Origin of the sequence: Streptomyces sp. NBC_01428, from assembly GCF_036231965.1 — a bacterium.
In the GTDB taxonomy this organism is placed as follows: domain Bacteria; phylum Actinomycetota; class Actinomycetes; order Streptomycetales; family Streptomycetaceae; genus Streptomyces.
In genome coordinates, this window is the sequence record NZ_CP109499.1 from 8066617 (window position 1) to 8080132 (window position 13516).

11 protein-coding genes are annotated in these 13516 nt (G+C 71.9%); 6 read left to right on the forward strand and 5 right to left on the reverse strand.

Features of this window, described 5'->3' with window-relative positions:
- Positions 1–96: 96 nt before the first annotated feature.
- From paaK to OG406_RS35190, 3 genes are all read right to left on the reverse strand, one after another.
- Positions 97–1404: a phenylacetate--CoA ligase PaaK gene (gene paaK, locus OG406_RS35180; protein WP_266610832.1), complete on the reverse strand. Its 1308-nt coding sequence runs from the start codon at positions 1402–1404 to the stop codon at positions 97–99.
- A 143-nt stretch (positions 1405–1547) separates the two neighbouring features.
- A complete protein-coding gene (locus tag OG406_RS35185; protein ID WP_164373517.1) occupies positions 1548–2882 on the reverse strand; it encodes an enolase C-terminal domain-like protein in 1335 nt (444 codons plus the stop codon).
- Between the two features lie 99 nt (positions 2883–2981).
- Positions 2982–3941 (reverse strand): 5-dehydro-4-deoxyglucarate dehydratase, encoded by a 960-nt coding sequence (locus tag OG406_RS35190; RefSeq protein WP_329189717.1) that lies wholly within the window; start codon positions 3939–3941, stop codon positions 2982–2984.
- A gap of 106 nt (positions 3942–4047) precedes the next feature.
- On the opposite strand from OG406_RS35190, the gene OG406_RS35195 reads away from it, so the two are divergent.
- Entirely contained in the window at positions 4048–4836 is a 789-nt protein-coding gene (locus OG406_RS35195; protein WP_329189718.1) for an IclR family transcriptional regulator, read from the forward strand.
- A gap of 63 nt (positions 4837–4899) precedes the next feature.
- On the opposite strand, the gene OG406_RS35200 is transcribed toward OG406_RS35195, so the two are convergent.
- Entirely contained in the window at positions 4900–7092 is a 2193-nt protein-coding gene (locus tag OG406_RS35200) for a sulfatase (RefSeq protein ID WP_329189720.1), read from the reverse strand.
- Between the two features lie 156 nt (positions 7093–7248).
- Entirely contained in the window at positions 7249–8877 is a 1629-nt protein-coding gene (locus OG406_RS35205) for an acyl-CoA synthetase (protein WP_329189722.1), read from the reverse strand.
- Positions 8878–9062: 185 nt separating this feature from the next.
- On the opposite strand from OG406_RS35205, the gene OG406_RS35210 reads away from it, so the two are divergent.
- The 5 genes from OG406_RS35210 to OG406_RS35230 all read left to right on the forward strand — a co-directional run bounded on the left by OG406_RS35210 (position 9063) and on the right by OG406_RS35230 (position 13466).
- A complete protein-coding gene (locus tag OG406_RS35210) occupies positions 9063–9863 on the forward strand; it encodes a crotonase/enoyl-CoA hydratase family protein (protein WP_266853440.1) in 801 nt (266 codons plus the stop codon).
- A 116-nt stretch (positions 9864–9979) separates the two neighbouring features.
- Positions 9980–10921, forward strand: a complete 942-nt coding sequence (locus tag OG406_RS35215) for a Zn-ribbon domain-containing OB-fold protein (protein WP_164373527.1) — start codon at positions 9980–9982, stop codon at positions 10919–10921.
- Complete coding sequence (locus OG406_RS35220) at positions 10922–11977, forward strand: thiolase domain-containing protein (RefSeq protein ID WP_327410512.1); 1056 nt, start codon at positions 10922–10924, stop codon at positions 11975–11977.
- Entirely contained in the window at positions 11974–13140 is a 1167-nt protein-coding gene (locus OG406_RS35225) for a thiolase domain-containing protein (RefSeq protein ID WP_329189727.1), read from the forward strand. The genes OG406_RS35220 and OG406_RS35225 overlap by 4 nt, the downstream gene beginning before the upstream one ends.
- 83 nt (positions 13141–13223) lie before the next feature.
- Entirely contained in the window at positions 13224–13466 is a 243-nt protein-coding gene (locus OG406_RS35230; RefSeq protein WP_081222806.1) for a DUF397 domain-containing protein, read from the forward strand.
- Positions 13467–13516: the final 50 nt, after the last annotated feature.

Here is a 13516-nt window from a genome sequence, read left to right on the forward strand (position 1 = left end):
ACCGGCAGGATCAGGGGCCCATCGGACCCGCGAGCGGGCTTCGTCTCCGGCGGGGAGCGGCGGGCGATCAGCGGTCCGCCGGAGCGCCGAGCCCTCTCACGGACGCCGGCGCAGGTCGACGATCCGCTTCAGCTTGCCCACCGACCGTTCCAGCGACTCCGGTTCGACGATCTCCACGTCCGCGGAGACGCCGATGCCGTCCTTGATGGCCCTGCCGATCGTCCGGGCGGCGGCCTCGCGCTGTTCGGGGGTCGCGCCGGAGCGGGCCTCCGCGCGCACGGTCAGCGCGTCCATGCGGCCCTCGCGGGTCAGCCGGAGCTGGAAGTGCGGGGCGACCCCCGGTGTCCGCAGCACGATCTCCTCGATCTGCGTCGGGAACAGATTGACCCCGCGCAGGATCACCATGTCGTCGCTGCGGCCGGTGATCTTCTCCATCCGGCGGAAGACCCGGGCCGTGCCCGGCAGCAGCCGGGTCAGGTCCCGCGTCCGGTAACGGATCACCGGCATGGCCTCCTTGGTCAGCGAGGTGAACACCAGCTCGCCCTCCGCGCCGTCGGGGAGCAGCTCTCCGGTGATCGGGTCGACGACCTCCGGGTAGAAGTGGTCCTCCCAGACGTGCAGACCGTCCTTGGTCTCCACGCACTCCTGGGCGACGCCGGGACCGATCACCTCGGAGAGGCCGTAGATGTCCACCGCGTCGATCGCGAACCGCTCCTCGATCTCGCGCCGCATCTCCTCGGTCCACGGCTCGGCCCCGAAGATCCCGACCCGCAGCGAGGTGCTCCGCGGGTCCACGCCCTGCCGTTCGAACTCGTCGAGGAGGGTCAGCATGTACGACGGCGTCACCATGATGATCCGGGGCTTCAGGTCCTGGATCAGCTGGACCTGACGTGCCGTCATGCCGCCGGACGCGGGGATCACCGTGCAGCCGAGGCGTTCGGCGCCGTAGTGCGCGCCGAGTCCGCCGGTGAACAGGCCGTACCCGTAGGCGACATGGACGATGTCGCCGGGACGCCCGCCCGCCGCGCGGATCGAACGCGCCACCATGTCCGACCACATGGACAGGTCGTTCTCCGTGTACCCCACGACGGTGGGCCGACCGGTCGTCCCGCTCGACGCGTGCAGCCGACGGATGCGGTCCTGCGGCACGGCGAACATCCCGTACGGGTAGTTCGCGCGCAGGTCCGCCTTGACCGTGAAGGGGAAGCGGGACAGGTCGGCCAGCGAGCGGCAGTCGTCGGGGCGCAGGCCCGCCTTGTCGAACGACTCCCGGTAGAAGGGCACGTTCTCGTACGCGTGCCGCAGTGACGCGCGCAGCCGCTCCAGCTGGAGCGAGCGCAGTCCCTCCGCGTCGAGCCGCTCGCCCGCGTCGAGCAGGCCCTTCGGATCCGTGGAGTCCGTCATCGCCACTTCTCCCTCACCAACCATGCCATTCCGGACGACCGATCATTCGGTCGTGCTGTTCCGGATCAGTAATTCAGGTGGAGCCGCGTCCGTGCAAGGGGTCCGTCGGCGGTTTTTCCCGGAGCGGGGTGGTGAGGAGGCCCTCAACGCACCAGGCAGGGGCGTTTCGGGTCGAACTCCCAGCCGGGGACGAGATGACGCATGCCGACGGCGTCGTCACGCGCCCCGAGCGCCTTCGTCCGGTACAGCTCGTGCGCCGCCAGCAGCCGGTCCATGTCGAGCCGGAGGCCCAGCCCGGGGGCGTCGGGCACCGCGATCTCGCCGTCGACGATCCGCGGCGGCGCGACCGTGAGCCGCTCCAGGCCCTCCTGCCAGATCCAGTGCGTGTCGAGGGCGTTGTACGGGCCGGGGGCGGCGGCGCCGCAGTGGGTGACCATGGCGAGTGAGATGTCGAAGTGGTTGTTGGAGTGGCAGCCCCAGGTCAGCCCCATCGCGTTGCACAGCTGGGCGACGCGCACCGAGCCCCGCATCGTCCAGAAGTGCGGGTCGGCCAGCGGGATGGAGACCGACTGGAGGGCCAGGGCGTGGGTCAGCTGCCGCCAGTCCGTGGCGATCATGTTGGTCGCCGTGGGCAGCCCCGTGGCCCGGCGGAACTCGGCCAGGACCTCCCGGCCGGAATAGCCGTCCTCGGCGCCGCAGGGGTCCTCCGCGTAGGCGAGCGTGCCGACGAGGGGCGCGCACAGCTCGACCGCCTCGCGCAGCGACCAGGCGCCGTTCGGGTCGAGCGTGATCCGGGCCTCGGGGAAGCGGTCCTTGAGCGCGCGGACGGCCCGGACCTCCTCCCCACCCTCCAGGACGCCGCCCTTGAGCTTGAAGTCGCGGAAGCCGTACAGCTCGTGGGCCGCCTCTGCCTGCCGGACGACGGCCTCCGGGGTGAGCGCCTCCTCGTGCCGCAGGCGGTACCAGTCCACGTCCGCGTCGGGCTCCCGCACGTACTCCAGGTCCGTGCGATCGGCATCCCCGACGTAGAAGAGATAGCCCAGCACCCTGACGGAAGAGCGTTGTTGGCCGTCGCCGAGCAGGGCGGCCACCGGCACGTCGAGATGCTGGCCGAGCAGGTCGAGCAGCGCCGACTCGACGGCGGTGACGGCGTGCACCGTCGTCCGCAGGTCGAAGGTCTGGGCACCGCGCCCGCCGGCGTCCCGGTCGCCGAACCGGTCCCCGATGGCACGCAGCACCCGCTGGAAGTCGCCCACCTTCGCACCGAGCACGAGGGGCTCGGCGTCGCGGAGCGTCCGGGTGATCCGCTCCCCGCCGGGCACCTCGCCGAGTCCGGTCCGCCCCTCGGAGTCCTTGAGCACGACCACGTTGCGGGTGAAATAGGGCCCGTGGGCACCCGAGAGGTTCAGCTCCATGCAGTCCCGCCCCGCGACGGGATAGACGGAGAACTCGGTGACGGTCGGCTGCTGACTGCTCATCAAAGTCCTTGTGTACGAGGGGGACCGCGACCGGCGACCCCGGGGGAGGGCGTCGAGGCCCACTCGACCACGAGGGCGCCGACCGGGCGGTGCGACGCGTCAGGCGGCCCGGCGTACCGCTCCCACGAGCGCCAGGCCGGTGTCGAGGACGTGCTCCAGTTCGGCGAGGTCCGCCGGTCCCGGGTCGGTGAGGGGTGCGCGCACCGGGCCGACCGGCAGACCGCGCAGCCGGGCCGCGGCCTTGACCAGCGAGACCGCGTACCCGGGCACCCGGTCGCGCAGGGCGACGAACGGGACGTAGAAGTCGCGCAGCAGTTTGTTCACCGTCGCGTCGTCGCCCGCGCGCAGGGCGGCGAAGCAGGCGTCGGCGATCTCGGGGGCGAAGGCGTGCACGGCCGACGAGTAGGCGGGGACGCCGACGGTGGCGTAGGCGCGGGCCTGGATCTCGGCGGTGGCCGCCCCGTTGAAGAAGAGGAATCCGTCGGGCGCGGCGAGGGTGAGGCGCTGGAGCCGGTCGAGGTCGCTGTGCCCGTCCTTGAGCCCGACGACAGTGGGGATCTCCGCGATGGCGCGCAGACCCCCGGGGGTGAAGGCGACCGGCCCGCGCTGGTACGCGATCAGGGGCAGTCGGGTGCCCGCGGCGATCCGGCGCAGCTGCTCGACCAGCCCCTCCTCGGGCGCCTCGACGAGATAGTGCGGCAGCACCAGCAGGGCGTCCGCGCCGGCCTCCTCGGCGATCCGGGCGAACCGCAGCGCCTGCGCCCAGCCGTATCCGACGCCGGCGACCACCGGCAGCCGGCCGTCCGCGACCGCGACCGTGTCGGTGACCACCGAGCGGTACTCGTCCTCGTCCAGCGCGCTGAACTCGCCGGTCCCGCAGGCGGGGAACACGGCGCCGGGTCCGGTGGCCAACTGGCGTGCCAGATAAGCCCGGTAGGACTCCGGGTCCAGATCGCCGTCGCCGGTGAAGCTGGTGAGCGGGAACGACAGCACGCCGTGCGCCATGCCCTCCCGCAGCCGCTGGACCACGTGCTCCGTCCGCGCGTCGAACCCTGCCATGATGCTCATCCCCGTATGCAGATGACGTCTATGTATGAGAACAGAGATTAGGTTCGTGAATCGCTCCGGTCAATATGGGAGGCGGCACGGATTTACGATGGGCGCCATGCCGGAGAGCCCAGGAGTGCGCGGAGTGAAGTCGGCGGCCCGCACCGTCGCGCTGCTGGAACTGCTCGCCGACCGCGGCGACCGGCCGGCGCGTCTCGACGAACTGGCCGGGGCGCTCGACGTGCCGCGCAGCAGCATGTACCAACTGCTGCAGACCCTCGTCGACTGCGGCTGGGTGCGCTCCGACACCACCGGCTCGCTGTACGGCATCGGCATCCGTGCCCTGCTCACGGGCACCAGCTACCTGGACAGCGACCGCCGGGTCCGCGCGGCCCGCCCCCACCTCGACGAGGCCTCCGAGGCACTCGGCGAGACCCTCCACCTCGGCCGGCTCGACGGTGGCGACGTCGTCTACCTCGCCACCCGGGAATCGCACGAGTACGCGCGCACCATCAACCGCGTCGGCCGCCGCGTCCCGGCGCACGCCACCGCGCTCGGCAAGGCCCTGCTCGCCGAGCGCCCCGACGGTGACCTGCCCCTGCCCGCCGAGCCGCTGGCCGCCCTCACGGCCGGCACCCACACACTCCGCGCCGACCTGCTCGCCGATCTGGCCGGCGTGCGGGAGCGCGGCTACTCCGTCGACCGCGAGGAGACGGTGACCGGCATCGTGGGCTTCGGTTTCGCCCTGCGCTACGACACACCGGCCGCCGACGCCATCAGCTGCTCGGTCCCGGTGGCCCGGCTCACCGCGGAGCACGAGGCCCGCGTCGTCGCCGTCATGCGGGAGACGCGGGCCGCCATCGAGACCCTCCGGTCACCCGCCGCGGGCACACCGGACTGGCGCTGACCTCGGCGCACACGCGCAGGACCGCGCCGGGGCGGGGGACGGCCACCGGCGCGGTCAAGGGGGTCAGGGCTTCGACGCCGTGGCGGCGGAGCCCTCCGGGTGCGGGCCGAACGCCGTGAGGAAGCGGTCCCGGAACGTGTCCATGCGCCACTCCGGCGCGTTGTCGGCCGGCTTCAGGCCGTCCGTCCAGCCCCAGTCGGAGACCCGGTCCAGCACCTTCGGGTCGTGCGCGACGATCGTCACGGGGACGTCGCGGCTGGTGCTGCCCGCGGTGACCGTCGGGACGGGCTGGTGGTCGCCGAGGAACACGAGCACGGTGTTCTTGTCGCCGTACTTCTCGACGTACTCGGTGAGGCTGTGCAGCGAGTACTCGATGGCCCGCCGGTACTCCGTGCGAACGCTCTCCGGGTTCTTCCAGACCTCCTTGGGGTCCTTGCCCTCCTTCTTGACCTTCTCGAACACCGACCCGTCGCCGAGGTCGTTCCAGTCGATCATGTGGGCGACGGGCGCCCAGGGGTTGTGACTCGAGGCCAGGATGATCTCCGCCATCATCGGCCCGCGGTCCTTCTTGCCGTGCTCCAGCCGCTCGAAAGCCTCCAGGCTGAACTGGTCGGGCACGGGCGTCCAGCTGAAGTACGGGCCCTTGTAGCCGAGGTGCTCGGAGTCGTAGATGTGGTCGAGGCCGAAGAACCTGCCCTCGGGCCACGCCCGTCGGACACCCGGCACGATGCCGACGGTGCGCCAGGCGCCCGTCTTGCGGAAGTAGCTGGTGAGGGTGGAGCGGTCGCTGGTGGTCAGACTCCGGTACCGCTGCTGGTTCTTGATCCACAGACCGGACAGGAAGGTGGAGTGGGCCAGCCAGCTGCCGGCGCCCGTGACGGGAGAGCGCAGCCAGCCGCTGCGCGAGGAGAACCCGGCCGACTTCAGCCGGTCGTTCCCCTGGGTGAGGGCGGTGTCGATCTGCCGGGACATCGCCGGGTCGTCGATCGCCGTCCGGCCGTAGCTCTCGATGAACGTGAACAGGACGTCCTTGCCGCGCAGTCCGGTCAGCAACTGGTCGGGCGGGGTGTCGGCGAACGCGTCGACCGAGGCCTGCCGTTCGAAGACCTCGCCGTCGTGCAGGCCCGCCTGCACCTGACGCACCCGGTTCTGGACGATCCTCGCGTCGATCTGCGAGGCGACGGGGACGCCGGTGAACTGCACGCCGAGCGTCACGCAGGTGATCCAGGCGGTACCGAGGACGAGGACCGTTCGGCCGGCGACGGGCCGGTTGCGGACCATGACGTCGGTGAGCCGGGCGACGGCGAGGGTCATCAGCACGAGCAGCGCGACGACGAGCGCGACGACCGCGATCAGCGCCACCACCTCGCCGGTCCGGCCGAACGACTCCCGCACCCAGTCCGCCGCGTTGCCGAACAGGCTCCAGTCCAGCACCAGGTCGAACGGCCGGACCAGGACGGAGTAGAAGCCCATGTCCACGAGCTTGAGGACGGTCAGCAGACCGAGCAGGGCGCCCACGACGTAGGACACGATCCGCCGCGGCCTCGGCGGGAGTGCCAGCAGCAGCGCCGCGAGGAGCACCCCTTCCGCAGGGATCCGCAGGAAGGCGGCGACACTGAGGCGGTCGAGCCGGTTCGGCACGACGAGGGCGAAGAGCACGAGGACGCCGGCGAGAACGGTCGTCCCGACGGTCACCCCTCGCGCCACGCGGGGGTGGGACACCCGCCAGCCACCCCGGCCGCTTCGTGCGGGCGGCGCGGGCGGTCCGGCGACGGCACCGGCCTCCTCCGGAGCGACGGCCTCTTCTGGAGTGACGGCCCCCTCTGGAGTGACAGTCTCCTGTGGAGTGACAGCCTCTTCCGGGGCGGCGGCCTCTGCCTCCGGGGTGGCGGACGGTTCCCGGTTCTTCGGCTCCGTGTCCGTCTCGGTGTCCCCGCCGTGGTCCGGCCGCGGTGTGGCGTCCGGGCTCTCGACGGCATCCGCGTCCTGACCGGGTGCGCCCTCCTGGTCCGGGGCCCTGTCCTCGTCATCGCCCGGGCGCGCGGGACCGTCGGATACGGAGTCCGCCGCGGCGTCCTCGGAGGCGTCGACGTCCGGTACGTCCGGGTCGGTCGGAGGCGTGTCCGTGTCGGCGGGGGTGTCCGGGGCAGCGCCCGCGGGTGTTCCGCCCGCCCCGCCGGACTCCGGGCCGGGGCCCGCGTCCTGGTCCGGCCGGGGTTGCTCCGGGAGTCGACTGGAGCGCGTGGTGTGCGACACGCCGATGGTCCTTCCGTACGGGCCCCGTGATGACACGACCGACCACGCCCCGGGGCAGGGCAGGGGTGCCATCATCCGTACGGCTGATCTTCACCCACCGTTCAACCTGCGGCGTCCGTGCCGGGCAAAGAGTTCGCCAGGTCTCCGGGGGTCCGGTCAGTGGGCCGCGTCGGCGGCGACCGACCGGGCCCAGCGGTAGTCCGCCTTGCCGCTGGGGGAGCGCTGGATCGAGTCGGCGATCACGAGCTGGCGCGGGATCTTGTAGCCCGCGAGGTGGCCACGGCAGTGGGCCTGGATGTCGTCGAGCGAGGGGAGCGGCGCGCCCGTGCGCAGCTGCACGACCGCCGCCACGTGGTTGCCCCACCGAGGGTCGGGCACTCCGGCGACCAGGGCGTCGTACACGTCCGGATGCGACTTGAGGGCCTGCTCGACCTCTTCGGGATACACCTTCTCGCCCCCGGTGTTGATGCACTGCGAGCCGCGGCCGAGCACGGTGACGATGCCCTCCTCGTCGACGGTGGCCATGTCACCGAGCAGCACCCACCGTTCCTCGCCCCGCCGGAAGAAGGTCTCGGCGGTCTTGCCGGGGTCGTTGTAGTAGCCGAGCGGCACATGGCCGCGCTGGGCGACCCGGCCCGGCTCGCCCACCGCGACAGGCTCGTACGTCGCCGGGTCGACCACCTGCGTACGGGAGTTGACGCGGATCCGGAAGCCGCGCTCCGGGCCGGAGTCCGGTGTCGCGGTGCCGTTGAAACCCGACTCGGACGACCCGAAGTTGTTGAGCAGCATCACGTTCGGCACGAGGGACTGGAACTGCTCGCGCACCGTGTCCGACATGATCGCCCCGGACGAGGACACGCTGAACAGGGAGGAGCAGTCCGTGCCCTTCAGAGGACCGCTCAGCGCGTCGATCAGCGGGCGCAGCATCGCGTCGCCGACCAGGGACACACTGGTGACCTTCTCCCGCTCGATGGTGCGCAGGACCTCCTCGGGCGCGAACTTGCGGTGGATCACCACGCGTTGGCCGAAGTTGAAGGCGATGAACGCCGTGAGCGTCGACGTGCCGTGCATCAGCGGGGGAGTGGGGAAGAACGTGATGCCCGCGCCGCCCGCCGCCACACGCTCGGCGAGTTCCTCCGGCCGGGCGACCGGCTCGCCGGTCGGCGCGCCTCCGCCGAGCCCCGCGAAGAACAGGTCCTCCTGCCGCCACATCACCCCCTTCGGCATGCCCGTCGTGCCGCCGGTGTAGATGATGAACTGGTCGTCCGCCGACCGGGCGGGGAAGCCGCGCTCCGATGATCCGGCCGCCGCCGCGGCGGCGAACTCCACCACGTCCGGCGTGCTCGCCCCGTCGGGCCCCCCGGCGGGAGCGCCCACCCGGACGAGGTGCCGCAGCCGCGCGGCACGCGGCCGCGCCGCCGCCACCCGGTCGGTGAACTCCGCGTCGAAGACCAGCGCCACGAGATCCGCGTCCTGGTACAGGTAGGCCAGCTCCTCCTCCACGTAGCGGTAGTTGACGTTGACCGGCACCACCCTCGCCTTCAGGCAGGCCAGGACGGTCTGGAGGTATTCGACGCCGTTGTAGAGGTGGAGGCCGAGGTGTTCCCCGGGGCGGATACCGCTGTCGATCAGATGGTGCGCGAGACGGTTCGCCGCCGCGTCCAGCTCGGCGTACGTCAGGCGCCGTTCCGCGCCCGTGCCGGGATGGTCGACGTACACGAGCGCCTCGCGGTCCGGGACCACGTCGACGACCGACTCGAACAGGTCGGCAAGGTTGTACTCCACCGTTCCTCCTGACCGTGTACGTCCGTCCGTCACTGGGCGGGCCTCGGCCCGACGGTCATCAGAGCAAAGCCCGACCGAACTGTGAAGGGCCGCGGCAGAAGAAATCTGACTGAGTGTCAGAAAACCCTTGTACTGGTCGCACGCCTCCTGCAACCTGTTCTCGCATCCGAGACGGGAGGACGGCTATGGGTGGGACGGAACACCTCACCGTGCAGCGCGAAGGCGCCACACTGGTGCTCACGCTCAACAGGCCCGAGGCCAAGAACGCGCTCTCACTGCCGATGCTGGTCGGCCTGTACGACGGCTGGGTCGAGGCCGACGAGGACGACACGGTCCGCTCGATCGTGCTCACCGGCGCCGGGGGCACCTTCTGCGCCGGGATGGACCTCAAGGCACTGGCCGGGAAGGGCATGGAGGGCGAGCAGTACCGGGACCGGCTCAAGGCCGATCCCGACCTCCACTGGAAGGCCATGCTGCGCCATCACCGCCCCCGGAAACCGGTGATCGCCGCCGTCGAGGGGTACTGCGTCGCGGGCGGCACCGAGATCCTCCAGGGCACCGACATCCGGGTGGCCGGCGCCTCCGCGACCTTCGGGCTCTTCGAGGTCAGGCGCGGCCTGTTCCCGATCGGCGGCTCGACCGTCCGGCTGCCACGCCAGATCCCGCGCACCCACGCCCTCGAAATGCTCCTCACCGGGCGCGCCTACTCCGCGCGGGAAGCGGCCGACATCGGGCTCGTCGGCCGGGTCGTGCCCGAGGGAACCGCCCTCACCGAGGCCCTCGCCGTCGCCGAACAGATCAACGCCTGCGGCCCGCTCGCCGTCGAGGCCGTCAAGGCGTCCGTGTACGAGGCCGCCGAACTCACCGAGTCCGACGGCCTCGCCGCCGAACTGCGGCGCGGCTGGCCGGTCTTCGACACCGCCGACGCCAAGGAGGGCTCCCGGGCCTTCGCCGAGAAGCGCCCGCCCGTCTACCGGCGCGCCTAGGGGGTGCCGATCGGATCAGTCCGGGGCCGCGGCGCCTGGCACGGCGCCCCGGCCCGCCTCCCGCGCCGAGCCGCTCGCGGACGCGGCGCGTCCGACCTCCGAAGGAGAGATCCGGGATGCCCGAAGTCCTCAAAGCCCCCCTCGTCGTCGAGTTCCCCTTCACCCGCTCGCTCGGCCCCGTGCAGAGCGCCTTCCTCACCGGCCTGCGCGAACGCGTCGTCCTCGGGGTACGGACCACCGACGGACGCACCCTCGTCCCGCCCGTCGAGTACGACCCGGTCACCGCCGAGGAGATACGCGACCTCGTCGAGGTCGCCCCCACCGGCACGGTCACCACCTGGGCCTGGAACCACGAACCCCGCCGCGGCCAGCCCCTGGACACCCCGTTCGCCTGGGTCCTCGTCCGGCTGGACGGCGCCGACACCGCCCTGCTGCACGCCCTCGACGCCCCCGGCCCCGACGCCGTCCGCACCGGGATGCGCGTCCGCGTCCGCTGGGCCCCCGAACGCTCCGGCGCCATCACCGACATCGCCTGCTTCGAACCGTACGACGGCGGGCCCGGTGAACCCACCGGCCACGACGGCCGGTTCGAGAACCCGGTGACCGGAATCGTCGCGGCCGCCCGCCTCGACTACGTCTACTCCCCGGGCCGCGCCCAGACCGCCTACATCGAGAACCTCTCCGAACGGCGCACCGTCGGCGAACGCTGCCCGTCCTGCCACAAGGTGTACGTCCCGCCCCGGGGCGCCTGCCCCACCTGCGGCCTGGCCACCTCCGAACAGGTCGAGGTCGGCCCGCGCGGCACCGTCACCACGTACTGCATCGTCAACATCAAGGCGAAGAACCTCGACATCGAAGTGCCCTACGTCTACGCGCACATCGCCCTCGACGGGGCCGGACTCGCACTGCACGGCCGGATCGGCGGCATCCCCTACGACGAGGTGCGGATGGGGCTGCGGGTCGAACCCGTGTGGGCGGAGGGCGGCCGCCACCCCGACCACTACCGGCCCACCGGCGAACCCGACGCGGACTACGAGACGTACAAGGAGATGCTGTAGATGCGGCCCACCAGGGACATCGCCGTCGTCGCCTTCGGGCAGACCGACCACCGGCGCACCTCCGACGAGCACTCCGAGGTGGAGATGCTCCTCCCGGTGCTGCACGACGTCCTCGACCGGACGGGCCTGCGCACCGCGGACATCGGCTTCACCTGCTCCGGCTCCAGCGACTACCTCGCCGGCCGCGCCTTCTCCTTCACCATGGCGCTCGACGGGGTGGGGGCCTGGCCGCCGATCTCCGAGTCGCACGTGGAGATGGACGGCGCCTGGGCCCTGTACGAGGCGTGGACGAAACTGCTCACCGGCGACGCCGACACCGCGCTCGTGTACGCCTACGGCAAGTCCTCGCCCGGCTCCGTGCGCGACGTCCTGACCCGGCAGCTCGACCCGTACTACGTGGCCCCGCTGTGGCCCGACTCCGTCGCGCTCGCCGCGCTCCAGGCACAGGCGCTCATCGACGCGGGCGAGACCGACGAGCCCGCGCTCGCCGGCGTCGCCGCCCGCAGCCGCGCCGACGCGCGCACCAACGCCCACGCCCAGCTGCGCGGTCCGGTCCCGCAGGGCGACTACCTCGTCCGGCCGCTGCGCACCGGGGACTGCCCGCCCATCGGCGACGGAGCCGCGGCCGTGATCCTCGCCGCCGGCGAACGGGCCCGTGACCTGTGCGAACGACCCGCCTGGATCCGGGGCATCGACCACCGTGTCGAGGCGCACTCGCTCGGCGTGCGCGACCTGACCGACTCCCCGTCCACCCGGCTCGCGGCGGAACGCGCCGGAGCCTTCGAACGGCCCGTCGACACCGCCGAGTTGCACGCACCCTTCACCTCCCAGGAGGTGGTGCTGCGCAAGGCGCTGCGGCTCGGCGACAGCGTGTGCGTCAACCCGTCGGGGGGTCCGCTCGCCGCCAACCCCGTCATGGCGGCCGGGCTGATCCGCATCGGCGAGGCCGCCGCGCGCGTCCATCGCGGGGAGTCCGACCGGGCACTCGCCCACGCCACCTCCGGCCCCTGCCTCCAGCAGAACCTGGTCGCCGTACTCGAAGGGGACGTCCGATGAGCAAGGAGCCCGTGGCCGTCGTAGGCATCGGCCAGACCAAGCACGTGGCGGCGCGCCAGGACGTGTCCATCGCGGGCCTCGTCCGCGAGGCCGCCCGACGCGCCCTCGACGACGCCGAGCTGACCTGGGTCGACATCGACGCCGTGGTGATCGGGAAGGCACCCGACTTCTTCGAGGGCGTCATGATGCCCGAGCTCTACCTCGCCGACGCCCTCGGCGCGGTGGGCAAACCGATGCTGCGGGTGCACACCGCCGGGTCCGTCGGCGGGTCGACCGCCCTCGTCGCCGCCAACCTCGTCGCCGCCCGCGTCCACGGCACCGTCCTCACCCTCGCCTTCGAAAAGCAGTCCGAGTCGAACGCCATGTGGGGCCTGTCCCTCCCCGTCCCCTTCCAGCAGCCCCTCCTCGCCGGCGCCGGCGGCTTCTTCGCCCCGCACGTGCGCGCCTACATGCGGCGCACCGGAGCCCCCGACACGGTCGGCTCGCTCGTCGCCTACAAGGACCGCCGCAACGCCCTGAAGAACCCGTACGCGCACCTCCACGAGCACGACATCACCCTGGAGAAGGTCCAGGCGTCACCGATGCTCTGGGACCCGATCCGCTACTCGGAGACCTGCCCGTCCTCCGACGGCGCGTGCGCCATGATCCTCACCGACCGCGCCGGAGCGGCCCGTTCGCCCCGGCCGCCCGCCTGGATGCACGGCGGCGCGATGCGCAGCGAACCCACCCTCTTCGCCGGCAAGGACTTCGTGTCCCCGCAGGCCGGCAAGGACTGCGCGGCCGACGTGTACCGGCAGGCCGGGATAGCGGACCCCCGCCGGGACATCGACGCCGTCGAGATGTACGTGCCGTTCTCCTGGTACGAACCCATGTGGCTGGAGAACCTCGGCTTCGCCGACGAGGGCGAGGGATGGAAACTCACCGAATCGGGGGTGACCGAACTGGAGGGCGATCTCCCCGTCAACATGTCGGGCGGCGTCCTGTCCACCAACCCCATCGGCGCCTCCGGCATGATCCGCTTCGCCGAAGCGGCACTTCAGGTCCGTGGCCAGGCAGGAGAGCACCAGGTCGACGGGGCACGACGGGTCCTCGGGCACGCCTACGGAGGCGGATCACAGTTCTTCTCCATGTGGCTGGTCGGCGCCGCGCCGCCCGCATCCTGAAACCGTCCCCCTCACGTGGCCTGTCCGCCACCCGGACCGATCGCTAGGCTGGCCGCGGACGACGAACCGGGAGGAGCACGGACGTGGCCGAGAGCACCATCGAGCAACACCCGCTCGCGGGCTGGGACAAGCCGGAGCTGGACCTCAGCAAGGCCGAGTGGCAGTCCAGCAGCCGAGGGCGGGGAGATGTCCAGATCGCCTTCGTCGAGGGCTTCATCGCGATGCGCAACAGCGGCCGCCCGCAGAGCCCTTCCCTGATCTTCACCCCCGCCGAGTGGGGGGCGTTCGTGTCGGGCGCCCGTGAGGGCGAGTTCGACCTCACCTGAACCGACACCGCCGGACCCTGTCCTCCCCGTCCCCGGACCCCGGCGGGGAG